Raw genomic sequence first — 23841 nt, forward strand, 5'->3', positions numbered from 1 at the left:
CCGCGGGGAAACCGGCGCGACCGGGGAAGGCCCTTGCCCATGACGATCTTCGTTCAAACGCTGGACATCGCCGCCACTGACGCCAATGCCGACGCCCCCGCCGCAGCGGCCGGCGAAGCCCGGCCCACCGTGGCGATCAAGGACACCATCGACATCGCCGGGACGCCGACCCGCGCCGGCAGCCGGTCGCTGGAGGACGCCCCGCCGGCCGCATTGCATGCCGAGGTGGTGGGCAACCTGCTGGCCGCCGGCTGGCGGATCGCCGGCAAGACCACGATGCACGAGCTGGCCTTCGGCACCACCGGCATCAACCGCTGGGCCGGCACCGCGCCGAACCCGGACTTCCCCGATTTCGTGCCCGGCGGCTCATCCAGCGGATCGGCCGCTGCCGTCGCCGCAGGCATGGTTGACGCTTCGGTAGGCACCGACACCGGCGGATCGGTGCGCATCCCGGCCGCCTGCTGCGGCGTCTTCGGGCTGAAGCCGACCTTCGGCCGGGTCAGCCGCCGGGGCGTGATGCCGGCCCGCAGCACGCTGGACTGCGTCGGCCCCTTCGCCGCCGACATGGACTCCCTGGTCGCCTGCATGGCCGCCATCGACCCGAGCTTCGGCCCGCTGCCGGCACTCGACGACATTGGCGGCAGCGTCACCATCGGCCTGCTGGAGACGGACGCCGATGCCGGGATCGCGGCAGCGGTGCGAACAGCGGTCGGAGCCGCCGGCCTGCCGGTCGAAGCGGTCACGCTGACCGGCATGCGCGCCGCCTTCGAGGCCGGGCTGTCGGTCATCAATGCCGAGACCTGGGCCGCCTGCGCCGCGCTGGTCGAGACCGGCCTTGTCGGCGAGGACGTCGCCGTCCGGCTGCGCAATGCCGCCCGCACCACGGTGGAGGAGGTGGCGCGGGCCGAGGAGGTGCGCGCCGCCTTCACCGCCGAGGTCGACGCGCTGCTGGAGCGTGTCGCGGTCATCGCCCTGCCGACCATGGCCGGCCCGCCGCCGCTGGTGGCCGAGGCCGGCGACACCAGCCGGCTGGTCCGCATGACGACGCTGGTCCGCCCCTTCAACCTGTCCGGCCATCCGGCCATCGCCATCCCGCTCGCTCCCATCGACGGCGCGCCGGCCAGCCTGCAGCTGGTCGCCGCCAAGGGAGCGGACGAGCTGCTGTGTGCGGTCGCAACCCTCATCGCTGGCCACATCGCCGACCGATTGCCCAAAACCGGCTAACCCGCACACCACGCCCTGAAAACCCCGATGCGATGAACGGAGCCGCGCTCCGGCTGCGGACGCGCGCCCTCCCTCCATCGCCTGCCATGGAGATCCCCATGTTGGCTGCTCTGCCGGTGCAGACACCTGACGACGGCCGGAGCTTCGACGACGCTCTGCTTGCCGAACTTCTGAGCGAGATCCGCGGCCGGCGTGCCGAATTCGAACAGCAGCAGTTCCTCTCCCAGGACATCGTCGAACGTTACCGCAAGCTCGGCGTCTACCGCGCCCTGGTCGCCCGGCGCTTCGGCGGCGACGAACGCTCGCCCGCCGAGTTCTGCCGGCTGGTGGAGCGCATCGCCGAGGCCGACGGTTCGGCCGGCTGGGTCGCAAGCTTCGGCATCGGCGCGGTCTACCTGTCGGCGCTGCCGCTCGACACGCTGCGCACGCTCTATGCCCGCGGCCCCGACCTCGTCTTCGCCGGCGGCATCTTCCCGCCGCAGCCGGCGGCCTTCGTCGACGGCGGCCTGAAGGTGAAGGGCCGTTGGAGCTGGGCCAGCGGCTGCATGGGCGCCGACATCATCGGCGTCGGCATCGCCCCGAAGAACAGCGACGGCACCGGAGGCCTGCCGCGCATGGCGGTGATGCCGCGCGCCGCGGTCTCCATCGAACGCAACTGGGACGTCGTCGGCCTGCTCGGCACCGGCAGCCACGACCTCGTGGTCGATGACGTGGTGGTGCCGGAGGAGTGGACCTTCGTGCGCGGCGGCAAGTCGGCGCTAGACGAGCCGCTCTACCGCTACCCGACGCTGGCCTTCGCCGCGCAGGTGCTGTCGGTGGTCTCGCTCGGCATCGCGCGGGCCGCGCTGGACGAGCTGCGCGCGATGGGCTCCCGCGCATCCGTCACCGGCGCGCCGAAGCTGGGCGAGCGTGTCGCCTCCCAGCTGGAGACCGCGAGGCTGGAGGCCGAGCTGCGCGCCGCCCGCTCCTGGTTCTACGGCGCCATCGAGGAGGTGTGGCAGTGCCTGCTGGCCGGGGACGAGCCGGCCCCGGATCAGGTCAGCATGCTGCGCCTGTCGGCCACCCACGCCACCCGCACCGCCGCCGACGTGACGCGCCGGGCGCAGATGCTGACCGGCATGGCCGGCGTCTACGAGCGCTGCCCGATCGCCCGCCATGTCCGCGACGTGCAGATGATCACCCAGCACGCCTTCCTTGGCGACGTCACCTACCAGAATGCCGGGGCCATGCTGTTCGGCCTGTCCCCCCTGCCCGGCTACCTCTGACCCCAAATCCCCGGAGACCTTCCATGAGCGACAAGAAGCCCCTGCGCGTCCTGTTCTGCATCGGCGTCAACCAGAACTTCTTCGACGCGACGGCGGACGAGGCCAAGCAGGTGTGGGGCGCCTTCTCCGCCATGATGCGCGGCATCGGCGAGCTGCCGGGCGTGACGGTGCTGGGCAACATGGACGACGACCAGATCATGGTCGGCCCGTCGGCCAACTGGCCCTGGACCACCTATGTGCTGGCCGACGTGCCGGACATCGAGACGGTCACCGCCGCCTGCAACCTGTTCCGCGTCACGCCGGTCGGCGACGGCACCTTCAAGCTGTGGAAATATTGCCGCGTCGAGGCCCGCGTCGGCCGCGAGCTGGTGATCCCGCAATGACACTGCCCCTCCCCGCCGATTTGGCCGTGCGCCTCGCGCGGTTCGAGGCGGAGGCCGCGGTCCGCGCCTGCATGGTCCGCTACATGGCGCTGTGCGACGCGCTGGGCCCGGCCACGCCGCTGGACGAGCTCGCCGGCCTGTTCACCGTCGACGCGGTGTGGGAGGGCATCGGCGAGAAATACGCCAAGACCTTCGGCCGGATCGCCGGCCGCGCGGCCCTGCGGGAGATGTTCGCCGGATACATGGTCGAACCCTCCCACTTCGCGCTGAACGTCCATTTCCTGACCTCCGAACTGATCCGGACCACAGGCCCGGAAACGGCCGAGGGCACATGGATCATGCTGCAGACCTCGACCTTCGCCAGCGGCGCCTCGCACCTGAACGCCGCCCGGCTGACGGTGGATTTCCGCCTGGAGGATGGCGCGTGGCGCATGAGCCATTTCCGCACCGAAAACCTGTTCAGCCGCCCGGTCGACGGCTGGAACCGCCCCGATCCGGTCCCGGTCCCGGCCCCGATCCCGGCCCCAGAGTGATCCCCCTTCCTCTCCGCCCCCAAGACGGAAAGTCCCAAGCCATGGCCATCGACGTCAAAGCCCCGCCCGCGTCCCCTTCGGCAACCTCCCGCGACCTCGCCGATCTGGTGCGCGCCGACCGCGCCCACACCTCGCTCTACACCGACCCGGCGATCTTCGAGCAGGAGATGGACCGCATCTTCGCCAACTGCTGGGTCTGGGTCGCCCATGTCAGCGAGGTGAAAGAGGCCGGCGACTACAAGTCCACCTATGTCGGCCGCCAGCCGGTTGTGGTGGTGCGCGACCGCAAGCAGAAGATCCATGTCCTGCTGAACCGCTGCCGCCACCGCGCCGCCACGGTCTGCGAGGAGAAGAAGGGCAAGACCAACAGCTTCGTCTGCCCCTACCATGGCTGGAGCTACGGCCTGGACGGCAGTTTGCGCGGCGTGCCGCACCCGGAAAGCTACGGCCAGTGCCTGGACAAGGGCGAGTATCCGCTGAAGAGCCTGCGGGTCGAGGAATATGCCGGCATGGTCTTCGCCACCTTCCGCGAGGACATCGAGCCGCTGGCCGACTGGCTCGGCCCGGCGAAGAAGTGGATGGACCTGTTCATGAGGCAGGGCGGCGGCTATCCGATCAAGGTGGCGGGCGAGCACCGCTTCCGCTTCCCCGGCAACTGGAAGATCCAGCTGGAGAACACCACCGACGGCTATCATTTCCCGGTCGTCCACAAATCCTTCCTGTCCTCGGTCGACGAGCAGACCGAACGCATGCTGGACTTCGTCAACGGTCCCGGCTTCGTCGAGGATCTCGGCAACGGCCACAGCGTCATGGTGATGATCCCCGAACTGGTGGATCTGGAAGACAACCTCGACGCCCCCGTCCCCGCCCGCTTCGCGGAACTGGCCGAGGAGCTGCGCAAGGAGGGGCATGACGAGGCCAAGGTGCGCCGCATCGTCCGCGCCGTCGGTGGCTCGGGCTTCAACCTGAACCTGTTCCCCAACATCGCCTGCTCGATGGCCTTCTTCCGCGTGCTGCGCCCGGTGTCGGTGAACGAGACCGAGATCCACCACGCCGTCATCACCATGGACGGCGGCCCCGCCGCCGCCAACCGCGCGCGGCTGAGGCTGCACGAGCATTTCCAGGGTCCGATGGGCTTCGGCACGCCCGACGATTCCGAAGCGTGGGAGCGCGTGCAGAAGGGCGCCCAGGCCGGCACCGACCTGTGGATCCTGCTGAACCGCGGCCTGCCCGGCGAGCGCATCACCGAGGACGGCCGCGCCGGCGACGTCAGCGCCGAGACCGGCATGCGTGCCGCCTACCAGCAGTGGAAAAAGCTGATGACGGCGTGAGGGGGTGCCCGGGGTGAACCCCCCACCCTAACCCTCCCCCGCTGGGCGGGGGAGGGAACTCCGACGCTCTTCCGCAACAGCACTTGCCCCCTCCCCCGCCCAGCGGGGGAGGGTCGGGGTGGGGGCAAAACGCCGCCCCACCCTGCCTCCCCCGGAGACACACCCCATGAACACCCAACTCCTCACCGAGGTCAGCGCCTTCCTGTGGCAGGAGGCCGACATGCTCGACCACTGCGAGTATCAGGACTGGCTGGCGCAATGGACCGAAGACGGCGTCTACATCGTGCCGATCGATCCGGTGGCGACGGACCTCGCCGACCGGCTCAACTACGCCTATGACGATGCCGGCATGCGCGCCAAGCGCGTCGCCCGCCTGACCAGCGGCGAGTCCGTCTCGACCCAGCCGGCATCGCGCACCGTGCGCTCGCTGTCGCGCTTCCGCATCCTGGCCGACGACGGCGCCACCGTCACCGTGCGCGCCGCCCAGCATCTGCGCGAGTTCCGCAAGGAGACGCTGCGCGACTACACCGCCGACGTCACCTACGAGCTCACCCGCACCGAAGACGGCTTCCGGCTGAAGGGCAAGATCGTCCGGCTGGTGAACTCCACCGATGCGCTGCACAGCATCGGCTACATCCTCTGACAGGGAGGCCATGGGATGGCACAGGTCGCACTCGTCACCGGCGCCGCCCAGGGGCTGGGCCGCGTCATCGCCGAACAGTTCCTGGCTGCCGGCTACCGCGTCGCGCTGACCGACGTCGCCGAAACGGCGGTGCGCGAGGCGGCGGCGGCGCTCGACCCGTCGGGCGAGGCCGTCCTGCCGCTGACGCTCGACGTCACCCGCAAGGACGATTTCGCCACGGCGCTCGACGCCGTGCTGGCGCGCTGGGGTGCGCTGCATGTCGCGGTCAACAATGCGGCGATGACGCCGATGACCCCGGTCATGCAGATCACGCCCGACGAGTTCGACGCGGTGCTGACCGTCAACCTGCGCGGCACCTTCCTCGGCTGCCAAATCTTCGGCGCGCATCTGGCGAAGGCCGGCTACGGCCGGATCGTCAACATCGCCTCGCTGGCCGGGCAGAATGGCGGCACGGCGTCGGGCGCTCACTACGCCTCCTCCAAGGCCGGCATCCTGACGCTGACCAAGATCTTCGCCCGCGAGCTGGCGGCGTCCAACGTCACCGTCAACGCCATCGCCCCCGGCCCGATGGAGCTTCCCTCCGTCCGCGCCTCCGTCCCGCCCGAGCGGCTGGAGACGCTGATCGGGATGATCCCGGTCAAGCGGCTCGGCAACCCGGCCTTCGTGGCGCGGATGGCGGTGGAGCTGGCCTCACCGGACGCCGATTTCACCACCGGCGCCGCCTGGGACATCAACGGCGGCATCTTCATGCGCTGAGTTTAAGGACGATCGCAATGACGCAAGAGACGCTGACGCTGGTGGTCGCCCGCCGGCGGGTCGAAGGCAACGGGGTGCTGTTGCTCGACCTCGTCGACCGCGCCGGCAAGCCGCTGCCGCCCTTCGAGGCCGGGGCGCATGTCGACCTCCATCTGGCGCCGGGGCTGGTCCGGCAATATTCGCTGTGCGGCGATCCGGCCGACCGCGGGCGCTACCGGCTCGGCATCCTGCGCGATCCGGGATCGCGCGGCGGCTCCGTCGCCGCCCATGACGGCCTGGACGAAGGCACGGAGGTCGCGGTCGGGCTGCCGCGCAACCTGTTCCCGCTCGCCGACAGTGCCGCCCATTCGCTGCTGGTCGGCGGCGGCATCGGCATCACGCCGATGATCGCCATGGCCCATGCGCTGGCCGCGGCCGGCCGCAGCTTCGAGCTGCATTACTGCGGCCGCAGCCGCGAGGCCTGCGCCTTCCTGGACGAACTGGCCGGGGCGCCATTCCGCGACCGCGTCGCCCTGCATCTGGACGACGGACCGGCCGGCCAGCGCCTCGACCTTCCCACCCTGCTGGGCGGCAGCCCGGCCGGCACGCACCTCTATGTCTGCGGCCCGACCGGCTTCATGGAGTGGGTGATCGGCGAGGCGACGCGCCTCGGCCTGCCCGACGACCGCATCCACCGCGAATATTTCCAGGCGGAGACCGCGACCGGCGGCGACGCCTTCGAGGTGGTGGCGAACCGCAGCGGCAAGCGCGTGCGGGTGGAGGGGGACGAGACCATCGTCCAGGCGCTCGGCCGGATCGGCATCAAGGTGCAGATGTCCTGCGAACAGGGCGTCTGCGGCACCTGCCTGTGCACGGTGCTGGAGGGCACGCCCGACCACCGGGACGTCTTCCTGACCGACGAGGAGAAGGCCGACAACGACCAGATCCTGCTCTGCTGCTCGCGCGCCAGGACCGGCACGCTCGTTCTGGATATTTGAGGACAATCGCCATGGTCGAGGTTTCCCGCTTCCGCAACGGCATGTCGCTGCTGACCGGCGCCGTCAACATCGTCACCACCGACGGCCCCGGCGGCCCGGCCGGCTTCACCGCCACCGCGGTGTGCAGCGTGACCGACCAGCCGCCGACCCTGCTGGTCTGCCTGAACCAGTCCTCCTTCGTGCACCGGGCCTTCGCCACCAACGGCGTGCTGTGCGTCAACCCGCTGTGCGGCGAGCAGCAGGCGCTGTCGGAGGTCTTCTCCAACCGCGCCCTGTCGGCCGACGAGCGGTTCGCCGCCGCCGACTGGACGGCGCTGGCGACCGGCAGCCCGGCGCTGGCCGGCGCGCTGGTCAATTTCGACTGCCGCATCGTCGACACCCACGCGGTCGGCACGCACAGCGTCTTCTACTGCGAGGTCGTCGACATCCGCCAGCGCGAGGCCGGCGGCACTCTCGGCCTCGTCTACTTCAACCGGGCCTATCACCGGCTGGGCGACGCCGCGCCCGCGCTGTCCTGATCCAATTCACCACAGTCCGGGGACCGACCGAGCATGGACGCCATCCGCATCGTCAAGGACGAGCATTTCGCCATCGCCGCGGTGCTGCACGCCCTGCGCCACCAGATCCGCGCCATCCGCGGCGGGGCGTCCCCGGACTTCCCGCTGCTGCACGCCATCCTCGACTACATCGTCTCCTATCCCGACCATTGGCACCACCCGAAGGAGGACCGCTTCCTGTTCGCCGCCGTCCGCCGCCGGGCGCCGGAGGCCGAGGCGCTGATCGCCCGGCTGGAACGCGAGCACGCGCTGGGATACCCGATGATCGAGATGCTGAAACGTCAGCTCGTCTGCTACGAGGCCGGCGACGAGGGCGCGGCTGAGGATTTCTTCGCCACCGCCGAACGCTACGCCACCCTCGAATACGGCCATCTCCAGACCGAGGAGGAGCAGCTGCTGCCGCTGGCCGAACGGGTGCTGACCGCCGACGATTGGCGGGAGATCGACGCCGCCTTCCGGGAGAACGACAACCCGCTGTTCGGCATCAAGCCGAAGGAGGAGGCCGAGCGGCTCTACCAGCGCATCCTGGAGCTGGCGCCGCCACCCATCGGCTACGGGCGGTAAACGGGCGATCCGGCGAGTCCTTTTGTGGGTTTGGACATGTGGGACATCCCACAAGGCCACCCGCTGCCGGCCCCCCGGTCGGGATTTTCCATCCCATGCTTACCTGTCTCCCACCGCTGTGATAGCAAGAAACAGCCGGCACGGGCGTCGGGCGATCCGGCATCCGGTCCGGTGGATGGAACAGTGAACAGGTCCGGATTCCTGTTTCATAGCGTTTCAAACGTTCCATTCGCCCTCCCCGCGGTCCCGTCCTGCCGCCGGATCCGGGCAAAAAAGAACGCCGGGTCCACGAGGGACCCGGCGCGCATCGGTCGGTGATCAGCCCCGTCGAGCGGACGGGACCGGCCGTCAGTCCCCTGCCGCCGGCTGCGGCATGGAGCCATGGCCGGGGGTGCCATGGCCGGGGCGGCGGCGGACGAACAGGCGATAGACCGCGACGAAGAAGACCGGCACGAACAGCACCGCCAGGACGGTTGCGGAGATCATGCCGCCCATCACGCCGACGCCGATGGCGTTCTGGCTCTCCGACCCGGCGCCGGTGCTGATCGCCAGCGGCAGCACGCCGAGGATGAAGGCCAGCGACGTCATGATGATCGGGCGCAGGCGCTGGCGGCAGGCTTCCGCCGCCGCCTCCTTCAGCTCCATGCCGTCGTCGTAGAGCGACTTGGCGAACTCGACGATCAGGATGGCGTTCTTCGCCGACAGGCCGATGGTGGTCAGCAGGCCGACCTGGAAATAGACGTCGCTCGGCAGGCCGCGCAGCGTCGCCGCGATGACGGCGCCGATGACGCCGAGCGGCACCACCATGATGACCGACACCGGCACCGACCAGCTCTCGTACAGGGCCGCCAGGCAGAGGAAGACGATGATCATCGACAGGGCATAGAGCGCCGGCGCCTGCGAGCCGCTGAGCCGCTCCTCGTAGGACAGGCCGGTCCACTCATAGCCGATGCCCTGCGGCAGCTTCGCCATCATCGCCTCCATCTCGGCCATCGCCTCGCCCGAGCTGATCCCGGGTGCGGCCGAGCCCTGGATGTTGATCGACGAGGCGCCGTTGTAGCGCTCCAGCTTGGGTGAGCCGAAGGTCCACTGCGCCGTGGTGAAGGCGGAGAAGGGCACCATCTGGTCGCTGGCATTGCGCACGTACCAGCGGTCGATGTCGCTCGGCTGCATGCGGTATGGCGCGTCGGCCTGGAGATAGACCTTCTTGACGCGGCCCTGGTCGATGAAGTCGTTGACGTAGGACGAGCCCCAGGCGACCGACAGCGTCGTGTTGATGTCGCTGAGCGACAGGCCCAGCGCACTCGCCTTCTCGCGGTCGATCTCCAGCTTGAACTGCGGCGTGTCCTCCAGCCCGTTGGGGCGGACGCCGACCAGTTTCGGGTTCTGCGCCGCCATGCCCAGCAGCTGGTTGCGCGCCTGCATCAGCCGGTCGTGGCCGAGCCCGCCGCGGTCGACCAGCTGCATGTCGAAGCCGGTGGCGTTGCCCATACCGGGAACCGACGGCGGCAGGAAGGCGAAGACCACCGCGTCCTTCAGCTTCGACAGGGCGCCCATCGCCCGGCCGGCGATGGCCTGCGGCTTCAGCGCCGGGGATTGGCGCTCGCTCCAGTCCTTCAGCCGGACGAAGGCCATGCCGGCATTCTGGCCACGGCCGGAGAAGTTGAAGCCGACGATGGTGAACAGGCCCTCGACGCTGTCCTTCTCCTTCTCCAGGAAATAGGTGGTGACGGCCTTGGCTGTTTCGGCGGTGCGCTGGCTGCTGGCGTTCGGCGGCGCCGACCACAGCACATACAGCTGCCCGCGGTCCTCCGTCGGCAGGAAGGAGGACGGCATCTGCACGAACAGGTAGCCCAGCCCGCCCAGGATCAGGGCGTAGACGATGAAGTAGCGGCCCAGCCGGTTCACCGCCCCACGCACGCCGCGGACATAAACCCGGCTGCCGGCGTCGAAGCCGCGGTTGAACAGGCCGAAGAAGCCGCCACGCGCGTGGCCGTGGCCCCCCTCGTGACCGGCCCCATGGTTCGCCACCGGCTTAAGGATGGTGGCGCACAGCGCCGGGGTCAGCACCAGCGCGACCAGCACCGACAGCGCCATCGCCGACACGATGGTCAGCGAGAACTGGCGGTAGATGGCGCCGGCCGACCCACCGAAGAAGGCCATCGGCACGAACACCGCCGACAGCACCAGCGCGATGCCGACCAGCGCGCCGGTGATCTGGTCCATCGACTTGCGCGTCGCCTCGCGCGGCGACAACCCCTCCTCGCTCATCACACGTTCGACATTCTCGACCACGACGATGGCGTCGTCGACCAGCAGGCCGATCGCCAGCACCATGCCGAACATGGTCAGAACATTGATCGAGAAGCCGAAGGCGGACAGCACGCCGAAGCTGCCGAGCAGCACCACCGGCACCGCGATGGTCGGGATCAGCGTCGCGCGGAAATTCTGCAGGAACAGGTACATCACCACGAAGACCAGGACGATGGCCTCGAACAACGTCTTGATGACCTCGTGGATCGACAGTTGGACGAAGGGGGTGGTGTCGAATGGGTAGATGACCTCGATGCCGGCCGGGAAGAAGGGCTGCAGCTCGGCGACGCGCGCCTTGACCGCGGCGGCGGTGTCGAGCGCGTTGGCGCCGGTCGCCAGCTTGATGCCGACGCCGGCCGCCGGCTTGCCGTTGTAACTGGCGTTGATCTCGTAGGTCTCGGAGCCGATCTCGATCCGCGCCACGTCGCGCAGACGCACCTGCGAGCCGTCCGGGTTGACGCGCAGCAGGATGGCGCCGAACTGCTCGGGCGTCTGCAGGCGCGACTGGGCGGTGATGGTCGCGTTGATCTGCTGGCCCGCCACCGCCGGCGCGCCGCCGAGCTGGCCGGCGGAAACCTGGGCGTTCTGCGTCTTGACCGCGTTGGCGACGTCGGTGGTCGTGAGCTTGAAGTTGTTCAGCGCGTCGGGGTCGAGCCAGAGGCGCATGGCGTGCTGCGGACCGAAGACGGTCACGTCGCCGACGCCCTCGACACGGCTGATCGTGTCCTGCAGGTTGGAGGTCACGTAGTCGGCGATGTCGCCCTGGCTGAGGCGCCCGTCGCCCGACACGAACCCCACCACCAGAAGGAAGTCGTTGCCGGCCTTCGACACCTGCAGGCCGCGCTGCTGGACCTCCTGCGGCAGCAGGGGCGTGGCCAGCTGCAGCTTGTTCTGCACCTGGACCTGGGCGATGTCGGGATTGGCCTCCGGCTCGAAGGTCAGCGTGATGGTCACATTGCCGGAGGAATCGCTGTTGGAGGACATGTAGCGGAAATGGTCGAGCCCGGTCATCTTCTGCTCGATGACCTGGGTGACCGTATCCTCCAGCGTCTTGGCCGACGCGCCGGGATAGCTGGCGGTGATCGACACCGTGGGCGGCGCGATCTTCGGATATTGCTCGACGGGCAGGCGCAGGATCGCCAGCGCCCCCGCCATCATGATGACGATGGCGATGACCCAGGCGAAGACCGGCCGGTCGATGAAGAATTTTGACATGGGAGGATATCCTGGGTCAGCGCGCCGATACGGCCTTTTCAGGCAATGAAGCGAGGGCGTTCTGGGCCGGGACCGGTTTCACCTCGGCACCGGGCTTGACCTTCTGCAGGCCTTCGACCACCACCCGCTCGCCGGCGGCCAGCCCGTCCGAGACCAGCCAGACATTGCCGACCGCGCGCTCGGTCGCGATGGTGCGCTGCGCCGCCTTGTTGTCGGCACCGACCACCCAGACCCGCGCCGACCCGTCCGGCCCGCGGCTGACCGCGGCCTGCGGCACGGTGATGGCGTTCTCCGCCACGCCCTGCTCGACGCGGGCGCGGACGAACAGGCCGGGCAGCAGATCCTTGTTCGGATTGGGGAAGACGGCGCGCAGCTGGACCGAGCTGGTGCCCGCATCGACGGTGACGTCGGAGAATTGCAGTTCGCCCTTCACCGGATAGGCGGCGTCATTGCCGTTGGCGTTGCTGTTCAGGAACAGCGTCACCGGGATCTTGCCGGGCTCGGCCGGACGGATGCGACCGCTCGCCATATCCTCGCGCAGCCTCATCAACTGGGATGCGGTCTGCGTCACGTCGACATAGATCGGGTCGAATTGCTGGACGGTGGCCAGCGCCGTCGACTGGCTGGCAGTGACCAGGGCTCCCTCGGTGACCGCCGACTTGCCGATCCGGCCGGAGATCGGAGCGAACACCTTGGTGTAGTTCAGATTGATGCTGGCGAGGTTGTAGGCGGCCTTGGCCGCCGCCACCTGCGCCTCGTTCTGCTTCAGCGATGCCTGGACATCGTCGAAGTCCTGCTTGCTGACCACGCTGTTCTTCACGAGATCGCCGTAACGGGCGGCCTTGTTGCGGGCGGCCTGCAGATTGGCCTCCGCCTTCTGGACGTCGGCCTGAGCGCTGGCCAGCGATGCCTCATAAGTCGCCGGGTCGATCTGATAAAGCTGGTCGCCGGCCTTGACGTCGCTGCCCTCGCGGAAAAACCGTTTCAGCACGATGCCGCTGACCTGCGGGCGGATCTCCGCCACGCGGTAGGGGGTGGTGCGGCCCGGCAGCTCGGTCGTCACCGTCAGTCGCTGCGGTTCGATGGTGGCCACCGACACCTCGGGCGGGCCGCCCTGGGGCTGACCGGCCGCCTGTTTCTGCTGATTGCAGCCCGCGAGCGCCACGATCAACAGGACCGCCACGGCCGCCGGCATGAATGGATTGGATCTGGACATCTCTTTCCTCGTCTCGGCGCCGCTTGTCTGCGGTCCCGTCTCCCTGTTGAGCCGGGCTTCGGGTGGTCCGGCACATCCCCGTTGCATAGTACTGTCTCATACAGTACAGTGTACTGGACGATACATTCAGAATGCTGCACCGCGCAAGGGGGTTTTGCGAATGCCCGACACGGGGCTGGGACACAAGGCCTGCACGCGCGCCGCTGCCGGAACGGCAGGGCCGACGATGGACGGCACGGCAATGGGAGTACGCGGCTGGACACGGTGCCGTGCCCTGCTGGATGCCGCCGCGGTCCTGTTCGTGGAAAAAGGCTACGCCGCCACCTCCCTCAGCGACGTCCTGCGCGAAGCGGGGGGGTCGCGCACCACGCTGTACAAACATTTCGGCGACAAGGACGGCCTCTTCCGCGCGATGATGGAGGAGCATTGCGCCCGTGTGCTGGACGGGATGGCGTCCGACGCTGCGACCGATGATGCCGGTGGGGTGGCGGACGAGGCCGTCGACCCGGAGGAACGCTTGATCCGCATCGCCCTGCACATCACCGCCTCGCTGACCGAGCCGCAAACGACGGCGATCCTGCGCACGTTGATCTCCGAAGGAAGCCGCGTCCCCGATCTGGTCGAAACCTTCGTCCGCGTCGGGCCGGAGCGCACGCGCGAACGGATGGCCGGCTGCTTTCGCGACCTGGCGGCGGCAGGCCACATCCGTGTCGCCGATCCGGAGATGGCCGCACAAGCCTTCTGCGGCATGGTGACCGGCAACCTGCTGATGGAGCGGCTGATCCTGCCCGGCCGGCCGGTCGACGCAGCGGCGGTCGAATCCTATGTACGCGCCAGCGTCCGCCTTTTCCTGCGCGGCGCCGCTCCGCCGCAGGCATCCCGCCGGTGATTTTCCACTCCCCCACCGCCAAGCAAGAGGCTTGCGAAATGCCCAAGGACATCGTCGTTTTCATCGAAGCGGATGAGGAGCGGGCCGGCCGGCTGGCCTTTGCCGCGGCACTGGCGCGGCGCTGGCAGGCGCATCTGATCGCCACCTTCGTCGCCAACCGGCTGGAACTGACCCCCAGCAGCAGCTTCGCCCGCGGCGGCGGCGTCGAAGCGATGTTGCGCAAACACCATGCAACCGCCCGTATGGCTGCGGCGGAGACACGGACGCTGTTCGACCGCATCGTCGCCGATGCCGATATCAGCGGCGAATGGCGCCTGTCCGATCATGAGGATGGCGAGACGCTGATGCTCCATGCCCGGCATGCCAGCCTTGCCATCGTCGGCCCGCCATTGCGTCCGACACGCCCGGCCCGGATGCTGAGCCTGTCGGAAGACGTCATCTTCGCGTCCGGCCGCCCCACCCTTCTGCTGCCGGCCGGCTGGCCGTCACACCGGATCGGCCGGCGGATCGTCGTCGGCTGGAACGGCAGCCGCGAGGCCGCCACTGCCATCGCTCTCGCCATGCCTTTTCTGACCGAGGCCGACATCGTCCATCTGGTCGTGGTGCCGGAAGCGCGCCCGAATGGCTGGCTCGGTGCCGACCCGGGCGCCGACATGTCCCGCCATCTAGCCCGCAACGGGGTGGAGGTGGTGCTGGAACAGCACCCTGGCACGGACGCCGGCACCGTGCTGCTCGACCATGCGCGGTCGGTCGATGCCGACATGTTGGTGATGGGCGCCTATGGCCGGCCCCGGATCAGCGAGTTCGTCTTCGGCGGTACGACACGCACGGTGCTGGCCAAGGCCCACACACCGATCCTGCTGTCGCGCTGATACCATCGCCGGAGCGGACCCTGCGTCCTTTTTACGCCTTTTGCCGGCTGCCTGTTCCACGCCGGCATTCTGCAGTAGCGTGCGCATCAAGGCGCAAGACGAAAACGAACGAACCGGCCGCATGCGCCGCCGCGCCGGAGGAATACGCAGGATGACCAGCAGCACCCACAAGGACTGCCCCGCCGCCGGGCCAACCACTGCCGGATTGCCCACCGTCGGGCCGCGCGGACTGGCGCGGCGTCAGGCGATCCTGACGGCCGCCCGGCGCCTGTTCATCGCGAAGGGATTCGAAAAGACCACGCTCAGCGACATCATCGCCGAGGCCGGCGGCTCCCGCGCCACGCTGTACGAGCATTTCGGCGACAAGGAAGGCCTGTTCCGTGCGATCATGGAGGAGGACAACGCCATGATCCTCTCCGGCCTGGCCCCGGCCGAGACCGACGACCGCGTCGTCACGCCGGAGGCCGGGTTGACCGCATTCGCCCTGCATCTGGTGACGGCCCTGCTGAATGAAGAAACGACCGGCACCGTCCGCATCCTGATCTCCGAAGGCGACCGCATCCCCGACATCGCCGAAGCCTTCTTTCGCATCGGCCCGGAAAACGCCATCCGGCGGCTGGCGGAATACCTGAAGCGCCTGTCCGATTCAGGCGTCCTGCGGATCGAGGACCCGGCTGCCGCCGCCCAGGCCTTCCTCGGCATGGTCACCGGCAACCTGCTGATCCGGCGCCTGATCCTGCCGGAAAGCGCCCCCGGAATCCCCGACCTCGACCGCTATGTCCGGCAGGCCGTACGGCTATTCCTGAACGGCGCGCGGGCGCCGGAAACGAAGCCGGGCTAAAGCTGGGCGATCACGGTCGGCCTTGGTCAGCGGTTCGGCGATGTCTTCCAGCCCCTTGCCTTCGGCGTCCACGCCATAGACCAGGGCCACCACGCCACCGAACATCATCACGACCGATCCCAACACATAGCCCCAGAACAGCGGATCACGCTCCGTCCCCTCTCCCACCAGCCAGCCGAACAGCAGCGGTCCGGTCGAGCCCACCACTTGGGCGATGGCGAAGAAATAGGAGATCGCCTGTGCCCGCACCTCCAGCGGAAAAATCTCGCTGACCGTCAGATAGGCCGACGAGGCCCCGGCCGATGCGAAGAAAAAGGAGACGCACCAGAAAATAGTGTGCGTGTCGGCCGTCAGCGCCCCTTGACGGAACAGGAAGGCGGAAACCAGCAGCACGCTGCCCGCCAGCAGATAGGTACTGAAGATCATCCGACGCCGCCCCACCGTATCGAACAGCGGCCCCAGAAGCAGCGGACCGATCAGGTTCCCTGCGGCAAACGGGAAAAAATACAGAGCCGTCTGCGGGGAATCGAGGTGGTAGAAATTCTGCAGCACCAGGGCATAAGTGAAGAAGATCGCATTGTATAGAAATGACTGCGTGATCATCATCGTCACGCCCAGGATGGTCCGGGACGGATACTGACGGAAGAAGACATCGACGAGCTGGCTGTACGATACAGATTCCTCAGGAATGATCCGCATCGACCGGCCAGGATCCACTGGTGTCAGAATTTTTCCCTGCGCGCGCACGCTGGCCTCGATGCCGTCGACGATACGCTCCGCCTCCGCCTCCCGCCCGTGCGTCACCATCCAGCGCGGGCTTTCCGGGATGTGCCGGCGCAGTTGGATGATGACGAGCCCAAGCAGAGGGCCGATGAAGAAAGCGATCCGCCAGCCGATGTCTTCCGGGATCAGCGCATGGTCCAACAGGAAGACGCTGCCGAGCGCACCGATCATCGCGCCTCCCCAATAGGTGCCGTTGACAGCGATGTCGACCCGGCCGCGGTAGCGGGCAGGGATCAATTCGTCGATGGCGGAGTTGATCGCCGCATATTCGCCGCCGATTCCCATCCCGGCCACGAAACGCCAAGCATAGAGAAACCATGGCGTCCAGGCGAAACCGGCGATGCCGGACGCAATCAGGTAGAGCGCCAGCGTGGCGATGAACAGCCGCTTACGTCCCCAACGGTCGGTCAACCGGCCAAAGACCAGCGCACCGACCACCTGCCCGATCAGATAGATGGTGCCGGCAAACCCGACCTCCGCACTCGACATGCCCAAGCTGTCCTTGTAGCCCGAGGCGGAGATCAGCTGTATCTCGATACCATCCAGAATCCAGCTGACTCCCAGCCCAATCACTACCAGCCAGTGAAAGCGGGCCCAGGGCAGACGGTCCATCCGGGCTGGAACAAGACTGCTCACCGCGCCGATGTTCGTCCTGGCGGCATCCGTTACGGCGGCGCGTGGTCCGATGGTCATGGCCGGGGGCACTCCAACGGTTTCAGCGGCATTCCGGGGAAAAGCGATGATCTCCGGGTTCCGTTGAAACGGCGGATGGTTGCGGAAGGTTTCGGCGGCTTCGAGCACAGGCCGCAACAGCGAACATCACGAACACAAACTATTGCATGCACGATCATTTTCCATTGCGCTTTTAGATCGATCCAATTACGGTATCCAAAGCAGTTCGCCGGGATGCCGCCATGGCAGCCCGGCGATCCGGAGGACGATCCCTGGCAAGGGCGCAGTCCGGACAACGGCCATGCGGACAATGGCAATTCGCGCGGCGCCCGCCCACCGAACGGGTATGCCCGACGCGGTTGCGGAGGAACGCCCGTGACCTACGACTTTCAATTCGACGCGGTGTTCGCGTCCTGGGACTATCTGCTGGACGGGGCTTGGCTGACGGTCAAGCTGTCGCTCAGCGCCATGGTCATCGGGCTGGCCGTCGCCATCCTCTGCGCGCTCGGCAAGACCTCCGGCCCGAAGCCGGTGCGCTGGCTGATCAACGCCTATATCGAGATCATCCGCAACACTCCCTTCCTGGTGCAGATTTTCCTGATCTTCTTCGGGTTGCCAACTGTCGGTCTGCGGCTGTCGCCCGATGTGGCGGCGCTCATCGCGATGGTGGTCAATGTCGGCGCCTACGCCACCGAGATCATCCGCGCCGGCATCGAATCGATCCACAAGGGTCAGGTCGAGGCCGGCCTGGCGCTGGGTCTGCGTCCACTCCAGGTCTTCCGCTACATCGTGCTGAAGCCGGCATTGCGCACGGTCTACCCGGCGCTGACCAGCCAGTTCATCCTGCTGATGCTGAGTTCCAGCGTGGTGTCGGCCATCTCCGCCGATGAATTGACGTCCGTTGCCAACAACATCCAGTCGCAGACCTTCCGCAGCTTCGAGATCTACATCGTCGTGACCTTCATCTATCTGGTCCTGTCGATGCTGTTCTCGGCGCTGTTCGCCGGTATCTACCGGCTGGCTTTCGCCTACACCGTCGACCGGCGCTGAGGAGGGCGACAGCATGATCCGCGTCTTCGGATACAACGAATTCCTGTTCCTGCTGAGCGCCGTGCAGTGGACGCTGCTGCTGTCGGCCATCGCCTTCGTCGGCGGCGGTATCGTCGGGCTGTTTGTGGCGCTCGGCCGCACCGCCGACGTCAAGCCGGCCCGCTGGCTGGCGACCGGCTACATCCAGATCTTTCAAGGTACGCCGCTGCTGATGCAGCTGTTCCTGGTGTTCTTCGGCGCCACCGTGCTGGGCATCGACATGAGCCCCTGGGTCGCCGCAGCGCTCGGCCTGACGCTGAACACCAGCGCCTTCCTCGGCGAAATCTGGCGCGGCTGCATCCAGTCGGTACCCAAGGGCCAGTGGGAGGCGGCATCGGCGCTCGGCCTGCGCTATCCCGGCCTGATGCGCTACGTCATCCTGCCTCAGGCGGTGAAGGTCGCGGTGCCGCCCACCGTCGGCTATCTGGTGCAGGTGATCAAGGGCACCTCGCTGGCCGCCATCATCGGCTTCGTCGAGCTGACCCGCGCCGGACAGATCGTCAACAACGCCACCTTCCAGCCCTTCCTGGTCTTCGGCGTCGTCGCCGCCATGTATTTCGCGCTGTGCTGGCCGCTGTCGCTGCTGAGTGCCCGGCTCGAAGCACGCTATGCCGCCCCGTCCCGCTGAACCAATCGACAAACCCAAGAAACACCCGATACACGGAGGAAACCCCATGGCCTTCACCGCCACCCGCCGCCTGATCGTCGCCGGCGCCCTGACAACCGCCGCCGCCATTGCCGCTTTCGGCGGCCTTGCCGCGACGGCCCATGCCCAGAGCGTCGAAGACATCAAGGGCAAAGGCAAGCTGACCGTCGGCATGCTCGTCGACTTCCCGCCCTTCGGCATCACCAGCGCCGACGGCAAGCCCGACGGTTATGATGCCGACGTCGCCAAGCTGATGGCCAAGCACATGGGTGTGCCGGTGGAGATCGTGCCGGTGACCGGGCCGAACCGCATCCCCTACCTGCTGACCGGCAAGGTGGACGTGCTGGTCGCCTCGCTCGGCATCACGCCGGAACGGGCCAAGCAGGTCGCCTTCTCCGATCCCTATGCCGCCATCGAGATCGGACTGTTGGCGCCGCAGAAGTCGCCGGTCGCCAAGGCGGAGGACCTGTCGGGCAAGAGCGCCGGCGTCGCCCGGGCCAGCACCCAGGACCAGTCGCTGAGCGCGGTGGCACCGAAGGACGCCCGCATCATGCGCTTCGACGACGATGCCAGCGCGGTGCAGGCCCTGCTGTCCGGCCAAGTCGACGCGCTGGGCGTCAGCAACGTGGTGGCGCAGCAGATCAAGGCGATGGCGCCCCAGGCCAATTACGAGATGAAGTTCGTCCTGAAGAGCCAGGTGCAGGGCGTCGCCATGCGCCAGGGCCAGGACAAGCTGCTGGCCTGGGTCAACGGCTTCCTCGACACCGTGAAGAAGAACGGCGAGTTGAACACCATCCACCAGAAGTGGCTGGGCACCGATCTGCCGGCGGCGGTCACTGCCGGCAAGTCCTGATCTCGGGCAACCGCATTTTCCCCGGTGGAGGGTTGAGACCATGGCAGTGGCGTCTGAGCCGATGAGCACGGATGTCGTCATCCGCATGGAAGGCGTCCAGAAATGGTACGATCAATTCCAGGTGCTGAAGGACATCGACCTGGAAGTCCGCCGGGGTGAGCGCATCGTCATCTGCGGCCCGTCCGGGTCGGGAAAATCGACCCTGATCCGCTGCATCAACCAGCTGGAGCGACATCAGAAGGGCCGCATCACCGTCAACGGCGTCGAACTGGGGCCTCACCACCGCCAGCTCGACGCCGTGCGGCGGGAGGTCGGCATGGTGTTCCAGAGCTTCAACCTGTTCCCGCACCTGACGGTGCTGGAGAACTGCATGCTGGCGCCGCTGAAGGTGCGCGGCGTCGGCAAGGACGAGGCGAAAGCCACCGCCCTCAAGTATCTGGAGCGCGTCCGCATCCCCGAGCAGGCCGACAAGTATCCCGGCCAGCTGTCGGGCGGCCAGCAGCAGCGCGTCGCCATCGCTCGGTCGCTGTGCATGAACCCGAAGGTTATGCTGTTCGACGAGCCGACCTCGGCCCTCGACCCCGAGATGGTGAAGGAGGTGCTGGACACCATGATCGGCCTGGCGGAAGACGGGATGACCATGCTGTGCGTGACGCACGAGATGGGGTTCGCCAAATCGGTCGCCCACCGCGTGATCTTCATGGACCGCGGCGAGATCGTCGAGCAGAACACGCCCGAGGAGTTCTTCACCGCCCCGAAGTCGGAGCGGACCCGGAGTTTCCTCGGTCAGATTCTGTCCCATTGAGGACCCTTCGCCTTATCTGAGGACCCATTGCGATGAAGCCCGAAATCCTGCTGGTCGACCCCATGATGCCCGCCATCGAGCAGGCTCTGGATGCGACCTACACCGTCCACCGCCTGTCCGCCGCTCCGGATCGCGACCGGCTGATCGCAGAGGTCGCCCCGCGGGTGCGGGCCGTCGTCACCGGTGGTGGGACCGGCGTCAAGCCCGCGGTGGTCGATGCGCTGCCCAATCTCGGGATCGTCGCCATCAACGGCGTCGGCACCGACGCGGTCGACCTGGAGCATGCCCGCGGCCGCGGCGTGCGCGTCACCAACACGCCGGGCGTGCTGACCGACGACGTCGCCGATCTGGCCATGGGGCTGGTGATCGCCGCCTCCCGCCGCATGGCAGCGGGCGACCGTTTCGTCCGCGCTGGCCAATGGCCGAAGGGCAAGCTGTCGCTGGCCCGCAAGGTCACCGGCAAGCGGATGGGCATCCTGGGGCTGGGGCGCATCGGTGAGGCCATCGCCAAGCGCGCCGAAGCCTTCGGCATGGGCATCGCCTACACCAACCGCAACCCGCGCAGCGATGTTGCCTACCGTTTCATCGCCTCGCCCGAGGATCTCGCGCGGGAAAGCGACATTCTGGTGGTTGCCGCGTCGGCCGGGCCGGCCTCGCGCAACATGGTCGGGCGCGCCATGCTCGACGCGCTTGGACCGGACGGCATCCTGGTCAACGTCGCCCGCGGCAGCGTGGTGGACGAGCCGGAGCTGCTGGCCGCCTTGACCGAGGGGCGGCTGGGCGGTGCCGGGCTGGACGTCTTCGCCGACGAGCCGAACGTGCCCGAAGGCTTCTTCGCGCTCGACAACGTCGTCCTCCAGCCGCACCAGGCCAGCGCCACGGTGGAAACGCGCACGGCGATGGGCCAGCTGGTGCTCGACAATCTGGAGGCCTTCTTCGCCGGCCGGCCGCTGCCGACCGCCGTGGTATAGGTCACTGCTCCCATGGCCCTGCGATCGGACATTTCTTCCGCCGGAAGCGGCCGCATCACCCTGACGGAGGTCGCCGAGCATGCCGGGGTGTCGCGGTCGACCGTGTCGCTGGTGCTGCGGGGCAGCCCGTTGGTGGCGGCGGACACGCGTGAGCGTGTCCAGGCCGCAATGGCGGCGCTGGGCTACATCTACAACCGTGGCGCCGCAACCCTGCGCGCCGCCCGCACCCAGACCGTCGGGCTGCTGGTCTGCGAGCTGAACAATCCCTTCTATGCCGAGCTGACCGCCGGCATGGACGACGTGCTGGACACCGAAGGGTACGTCGCCTTCATCGCCAACACCGCCGAGCAGCCCGACCGGCAGGACCGCTTCCTGCAACGGATGCGCGAGCACAATGTAGACGGCGTGATCCTCTGCCCCGCCGCCGGCACGCCGCCCGACCTGCCCGACCGGCTGGACCGATGGCGGTTGCCCTGCGTCCAGGCCCTGCGCTTCGTCTCCGCCGAAGGACACGACTATGCCGGGGTCGATTACGGGGTCGGAATGGAGACGGTCATCGACCATCTCGTCGCCTTGGGCCACCGGCGGATCGCCTTGGTCGGCGGCACCTTGGACCATTCCGCCTATGCGGGCCGGCATGCCGGCTTCACCGCGGCGCTGCGGCGCCACGGGCTGCCGGAAGGACCGGTCCTGCGCTGCCCGCTGACCCGGCGCGCGGGAGCGGATGCGGCGGAAGCCCTGCTCGATCGGCCGCAGCCTCCCACCGCCGCGCTGTGCTACAACGACGTGGTGGCGCTCGGCCTGATGCTGGGGCTGGAAGCGCGCGGCCTGCGGGCCGGGCGCGATCTGGCCGTGACCGGTTTCGACGACGTGCCGGAAGCGGCACTCAGCCGCCCGGGGCTGACGACCGTCGCCACGTCGGCAAGGCAGATCGGGCAGGAGGCCGCCCGCCTGCTGCTGCGCCGCATCGCCGATCCGCAGGGCCCGCCCGAGCGGATCATCCTGCCGAGCCGGCTGGTCGTCCGCGAGTCCTGCGGCGCCCTAACCCCTTCCCTCCACCACAGAGAATTGTCATGACCGATACCGTCGAGTCCCTGATCGCGGCGCGCGAGACCCGCCAGTGGCTGACCGGATTGACCACCCCTCCCGCCGACAAGGCGGAGGCCTATGCCGTCCAGGATGCCGTCGCCCGCCGTCTGGGGCCCGTCACCGCGTGGAAAGTCGGCGCCCCCGCCCCCGATGCCGAGCCCTTCCGCGCCCCGATCAACGCCGCCACCGTCTTCGACGGGGCCGACCGCCTGCCGGCCAAGCTCTTCCAGGTCATCGGTGTGGAGGCGGAGATCGCCTACCGCTTCGACCGCGACCTGCCGGCCCGTGAGCAGCCCTACACGCGCGAGGAGGTGCTGGACGCCGTCGCCTCCGTCCATCCGGCCTGGGAGATCGTCGACACCCGCTTCACCGGCTTCGGCAGCCAGGACGGGCTGAGCCACATGGCCGACCAGTTCAACCACGGCGCGCTGGTCGTCGGTCCCGCCATCGCCGACTGGCGTTCGCTCGACCCGCTGAAGGAATCGGTGACGCTGGAGGTGAATGGCGAGACCAAGGTGGAGACGGTCGGCGGCAACAGCGCCGGCGATCCGGTCCGGCTGCTGGTGTGGATGGCCAATGTCGGCGCCCGCAGCTTCGACGGCCTGCATGCCGGCGATGTGGTTACGACCGGCTCCTGTACCGGCACCGTCTTCGTCGAGCCGGGCAGCCGTTCGGTCGCACGCTACGGCACCATGGGCACCATCGAACTGACGGTGGACTGACCCTCCGGAAGGCCCGGGCCGGTCCCAGTCCGGCCCGGCCCTCCATTTGGGGGCGGGCATCAGGCCGGATCCAGCAGCCGCGGTCCGGCACCGCCGTCGCCCAGCTCATCCCACGGATTGCGCAGCGGGCAGTCGCGGATCGACAGGCAGCCGCAGCCGATGCAGCCGTCCAGATTGTCGCGCAGCTTCGCCAGCTTGGTGATGCGGTCGTCCAGCTCAGCCCGCCAGCGCTCCGACATCCGTTGCCAGTCGGCGGTCGTCGGCGAACGGTCCTCCGGCAGGGCGGCGAGCGCATCGGCGATGGAGGCCAGCGAGATGCCGAGCCGCTGCGCCACCTTGACGACCGCCACCCGGCGCAGCACGTCGCGGGAGAAGCGGCGCTGGTTGCCGGGGTTGCGCCAGCTGCGGATCAGGCCCTGCGCCTCGTAGAAATGGATGGTCGACACCGCGACGCCGGACCGGCGCGCCACCTCCCCCACCGTCAGCTCCTTGTCGTACTCCTCCGGCGACAGCATCCCAGCCCCTCCCCGTGCAACCCTCGGTCCCGTCAGTCTGGCGCCTTTTCCGCTTGACCTCAAGTTTTGTTGAGGTTTTAGCCTCGGCCACCTTCGGTGCCCGAGCGGGCGCTCCTC

Annotated in this window: 24 protein-coding genes; 20 read left to right on the top strand and 4 right to left on the bottom strand. The window is 68.1% G+C overall.

From position 1 onward, the window contains the following. Positions 1–39 precede the first annotated feature (39 nt). The 10 genes from AL072_RS30290 (at position 40) to AL072_RS30335 (ending at position 8233) form a co-directional block, all read left to right on the top strand. Positions 40–1224 (top strand): amidase, encoded by a 1185-nt coding sequence (locus AL072_RS30290; RefSeq protein WP_082109295.1) that lies wholly within the window; start codon positions 40–42, stop codon positions 1222–1224. 98 nt (positions 1225–1322) lie between these two features. After that, positions 1323–2489 carry an acyl-CoA dehydrogenase family protein gene (locus AL072_RS30295; RefSeq protein ID WP_045585332.1) on the top strand — a complete coding sequence of 389 codons (1167 nt, stop codon included), beginning with the start codon at positions 1323–1325 and terminating at the stop codon, positions 2487–2489. A 23-nt stretch (positions 2490–2512) separates the two neighbouring features. Further along, positions 2513–2872: an IacB protein gene (locus AL072_RS30300; RefSeq protein WP_045585168.1), complete on the top strand. Its 360-nt coding sequence runs from the start codon at positions 2513–2515 to the stop codon at positions 2870–2872. Then, positions 2869–3405: a nuclear transport factor 2 family protein gene (locus AL072_RS30305; protein ID WP_045585169.1), complete on the top strand. Its 537-nt coding sequence runs from the start codon at positions 2869–2871 to the stop codon at positions 3403–3405. The genes AL072_RS30300 and AL072_RS30305 overlap by 4 nt, the downstream gene beginning before the upstream one ends. A gap of 41 nt (positions 3406–3446) precedes the next feature. Beyond that, positions 3447–4736, top strand: coding sequence for an aromatic ring-hydroxylating oxygenase subunit alpha (locus AL072_RS30310; protein ID WP_045585170.1), 1290 nt, complete (start codon positions 3447–3449; stop codon positions 4734–4736). 166 nt (positions 4737–4902) lie between these two features. Beyond that, positions 4903–5379: an aromatic-ring-hydroxylating dioxygenase subunit beta gene (locus AL072_RS30315; protein WP_045585171.1), complete on the top strand. Its 477-nt coding sequence runs from the start codon at positions 4903–4905 to the stop codon at positions 5377–5379. A gap of 15 nt (positions 5380–5394) precedes the next feature. Beyond that, on the top strand, positions 5395–6135 hold the full coding sequence (locus AL072_RS30320) for an SDR family NAD(P)-dependent oxidoreductase (protein WP_045585172.1): 741 nt from the start codon (positions 5395–5397) through the stop codon (positions 6133–6135). A 17-nt stretch (positions 6136–6152) separates the two neighbouring features. Continuing rightward, the gene (locus tag AL072_RS30325) at positions 6153–7112 is read left to right on the top strand and encodes a PDR/VanB family oxidoreductase (protein ID WP_045585173.1); all 960 of its coding nucleotides are present in this window, start codon (positions 6153–6155) and stop codon (positions 7110–7112) included. Positions 7113–7123: 11 nt separating this feature from the next. Continuing rightward, complete coding sequence (locus AL072_RS30330; RefSeq protein ID WP_045585174.1) at positions 7124–7630, top strand: flavin reductase; 507 nt, start codon at positions 7124–7126, stop codon at positions 7628–7630. A gap of 33 nt (positions 7631–7663) precedes the next feature. Further along, positions 7664–8233, top strand: a complete 570-nt coding sequence (locus tag AL072_RS30335) for a hemerythrin domain-containing protein (protein ID WP_045585175.1) — start codon at positions 7664–7666, stop codon at positions 8231–8233. 348 nt (positions 8234–8581) lie between these two features. Here AL072_RS30335 and AL072_RS30340 read toward each other — a convergent pair whose 3' ends face one another. Both AL072_RS30340 and AL072_RS30345 read right to left on the bottom strand, forming a co-directional pair. Further along, positions 8582–11761, bottom strand: a complete 3180-nt coding sequence (locus AL072_RS30340; protein WP_045585176.1) for an efflux RND transporter permease subunit — start codon at positions 11759–11761, stop codon at positions 8582–8584. 16 nt (positions 11762–11777) lie between these two features. Next, a complete protein-coding gene (locus AL072_RS30345) occupies positions 11778–12977 on the bottom strand; it encodes an efflux RND transporter periplasmic adaptor subunit (RefSeq protein WP_045585177.1) in 1200 nt (399 codons plus the stop codon). Positions 12978–13137: 160 nt separating this feature from the next. On the opposite strand from AL072_RS30345, the gene AL072_RS30350 reads away from it, so the two are divergent. The 3 genes from AL072_RS30350 to AL072_RS30360 all read left to right on the top strand — a co-directional run bounded on the left by AL072_RS30350 (position 13138) and on the right by AL072_RS30360 (position 15579). Continuing rightward, a complete protein-coding gene (locus tag AL072_RS30350) occupies positions 13138–13866 on the top strand; it encodes a TetR/AcrR family transcriptional regulator (RefSeq protein WP_245637059.1) in 729 nt (242 codons plus the stop codon). 38 nt (positions 13867–13904) lie between these two features. Continuing rightward, a complete protein-coding gene (locus AL072_RS30355) occupies positions 13905–14738 on the top strand; it encodes a universal stress protein (RefSeq protein WP_045585179.1) in 834 nt (277 codons plus the stop codon). A 151-nt stretch (positions 14739–14889) separates the two neighbouring features. Further along, on the top strand, positions 14890–15579 hold the full coding sequence (locus tag AL072_RS30360) for a TetR/AcrR family transcriptional regulator (protein ID WP_045585180.1): 690 nt from the start codon (positions 14890–14892) through the stop codon (positions 15577–15579). On the opposite strand, the gene AL072_RS30365 is transcribed toward AL072_RS30360, so the two are convergent. Beyond that, the gene (locus AL072_RS30365) at positions 15535–17055 is read right to left on the bottom strand and encodes an MFS transporter (protein ID WP_045585333.1); all 1521 of its coding nucleotides are present in this window, start codon (positions 17053–17055) and stop codon (positions 15535–15537) included. The genes AL072_RS30360 and AL072_RS30365 overlap by 45 nt on opposite strands. Before the next feature lie 354 nt (positions 17056–17409). On the opposite strand from AL072_RS30365, the gene AL072_RS30370 reads away from it, so the two are divergent. The 7 genes from AL072_RS30370 to AL072_RS30400 are packed head-to-tail and all read left to right on the top strand — an operon-like array spanning position 17410 to position 23209. Continuing rightward, positions 17410–18084, top strand: coding sequence for an amino acid ABC transporter permease (locus AL072_RS30370; RefSeq protein ID WP_045585181.1), 675 nt, complete (start codon positions 17410–17412; stop codon positions 18082–18084). 13 nt (positions 18085–18097) lie between these two features. After that, positions 18098–18751: an amino acid ABC transporter permease gene (locus AL072_RS30375; RefSeq protein WP_200909964.1), complete on the top strand. Its 654-nt coding sequence runs from the start codon at positions 18098–18100 to the stop codon at positions 18749–18751. A 46-nt stretch (positions 18752–18797) separates the two neighbouring features. Then, positions 18798–19622, top strand: coding sequence for a transporter substrate-binding domain-containing protein (locus tag AL072_RS30380; RefSeq protein WP_045585182.1), 825 nt, complete (start codon positions 18798–18800; stop codon positions 19620–19622). Between the two features lie 40 nt (positions 19623–19662). Beyond that, positions 19663–20427: an amino acid ABC transporter ATP-binding protein gene (locus tag AL072_RS30385; RefSeq protein WP_200909965.1), complete on the top strand. Its 765-nt coding sequence runs from the start codon at positions 19663–19665 to the stop codon at positions 20425–20427. Positions 20428–20459: 32 nt separating this feature from the next. After that, entirely contained in the window at positions 20460–21398 is a 939-nt protein-coding gene (locus AL072_RS30390) for a 2-hydroxyacid dehydrogenase (RefSeq protein ID WP_045585184.1), read from the top strand. A 12-nt stretch (positions 21399–21410) separates the two neighbouring features. Further along, positions 21411–22475: a LacI family DNA-binding transcriptional regulator gene (locus tag AL072_RS30395; protein WP_045585185.1), complete on the top strand. Its 1065-nt coding sequence runs from the start codon at positions 21411–21413 to the stop codon at positions 22473–22475. Further along, positions 22472–23209 (top strand): 2-keto-4-pentenoate hydratase, encoded by a 738-nt coding sequence (locus AL072_RS30400; protein ID WP_045585186.1) that lies wholly within the window; start codon positions 22472–22474, stop codon positions 23207–23209. Before AL072_RS30395 ends, AL072_RS30400 begins: the two co-directional genes overlap by 4 nt. A gap of 59 nt (positions 23210–23268) precedes the next feature. Here the strand turns inward: AL072_RS30400 and soxR are convergent, their stop codons facing one another. Beyond that, complete coding sequence (gene soxR / locus AL072_RS30405; protein WP_045585187.1) at positions 23269–23724, bottom strand: redox-sensitive transcriptional activator SoxR; 456 nt, start codon at positions 23722–23724, stop codon at positions 23269–23271. Positions 23725–23841: the final 117 nt, after the last annotated feature.

It is taken from the genome of Azospirillum thiophilum, assembly GCF_001305595.1.
GTDB classification, from domain to species: domain Bacteria; phylum Pseudomonadota; class Alphaproteobacteria; order Azospirillales; family Azospirillaceae; genus Azospirillum; species Azospirillum thiophilum.

Coding starts and splice junctions, on each gene's coding strand:
- AL072_RS30290 (WP_082109295.1), top strand. CDS start 40: ATGACGATCTTCGTTCAAACGCTGGACATCGCCGCCACTGACGCCAAT.
- AL072_RS30295 (WP_045585332.1), top strand. CDS start 1,323: ATGTTGGCTGCTCTGCCGGTGCAGACACCTGACGACGGCCGGAGCTTC.
- AL072_RS30300 (WP_045585168.1), top strand. CDS start 2,513: ATGAGCGACAAGAAGCCCCTGCGCGTCCTGTTCTGCATCGGCGTCAAC.
- AL072_RS30305 (WP_045585169.1), top strand. CDS start 2,869: ATGACACTGCCCCTCCCCGCCGATTTGGCCGTGCGCCTCGCGCGGTTC.
- AL072_RS30310 (WP_045585170.1), top strand. CDS start 3,447: ATGGCCATCGACGTCAAAGCCCCGCCCGCGTCCCCTTCGGCAACCTCC.
- AL072_RS30315 (WP_045585171.1), top strand. CDS start 4,903: ATGAACACCCAACTCCTCACCGAGGTCAGCGCCTTCCTGTGGCAGGAG.
- AL072_RS30320 (WP_045585172.1), top strand. CDS start 5,395: ATGGCACAGGTCGCACTCGTCACCGGCGCCGCCCAGGGGCTGGGCCGC.
- AL072_RS30325 (WP_045585173.1), top strand. CDS start 6,153: ATGACGCAAGAGACGCTGACGCTGGTGGTCGCCCGCCGGCGGGTCGAA.
- AL072_RS30330 (WP_045585174.1), top strand. CDS start 7,124: ATGGTCGAGGTTTCCCGCTTCCGCAACGGCATGTCGCTGCTGACCGGC.
- AL072_RS30335 (WP_045585175.1), top strand. CDS start 7,664: ATGGACGCCATCCGCATCGTCAAGGACGAGCATTTCGCCATCGCCGCG.
- AL072_RS30340 (WP_045585176.1), bottom strand. CDS start 11,761: ATGTCAAAATTCTTCATCGACCGGCCGGTCTTCGCCTGGGTCATCGCC.
- AL072_RS30345 (WP_045585177.1), bottom strand. CDS start 12,977: ATGTCCAGATCCAATCCATTCATGCCGGCGGCCGTGGCGGTCCTGTTG.
- AL072_RS30350 (WP_245637059.1), top strand. CDS start 13,138: ATGCCCGACACGGGGCTGGGACACAAGGCCTGCACGCGCGCCGCTGCC.
- AL072_RS30355 (WP_045585179.1), top strand. CDS start 13,905: ATGCCCAAGGACATCGTCGTTTTCATCGAAGCGGATGAGGAGCGGGCC.
- AL072_RS30360 (WP_045585180.1), top strand. CDS start 14,890: ATGACCAGCAGCACCCACAAGGACTGCCCCGCCGCCGGGCCAACCACT.
- AL072_RS30365 (WP_045585333.1), bottom strand. CDS start 17,055: ATGACCATCGGACCACGCGCCGCCGTAACGGATGCCGCCAGGACGAAC.
- AL072_RS30375 (WP_200909964.1), top strand. CDS start 18,098: ATGATCCGCGTCTTCGGATACAACGAATTCCTGTTCCTGCTGAGCGCC.
- AL072_RS30380 (WP_045585182.1), top strand. CDS start 18,798: ATGGCCTTCACCGCCACCCGCCGCCTGATCGTCGCCGGCGCCCTGACA.
- AL072_RS30385 (WP_200909965.1), top strand. CDS start 19,663: ATGGCAGTGGCGTCTGAGCCGATGAGCACGGATGTCGTCATCCGCATG.
- AL072_RS30390 (WP_045585184.1), top strand. CDS start 20,460: ATGAAGCCCGAAATCCTGCTGGTCGACCCCATGATGCCCGCCATCGAG.
- AL072_RS30395 (WP_045585185.1), top strand. CDS start 21,411: ATGGCCCTGCGATCGGACATTTCTTCCGCCGGAAGCGGCCGCATCACC.
- AL072_RS30400 (WP_045585186.1), top strand. CDS start 22,472: ATGACCGATACCGTCGAGTCCCTGATCGCGGCGCGCGAGACCCGCCAG.
- soxR (WP_045585187.1), bottom strand. CDS start 23,724: ATGCTGTCGCCGGAGGAGTACGACAAGGAGCTGACGGTGGGGGAGGTG.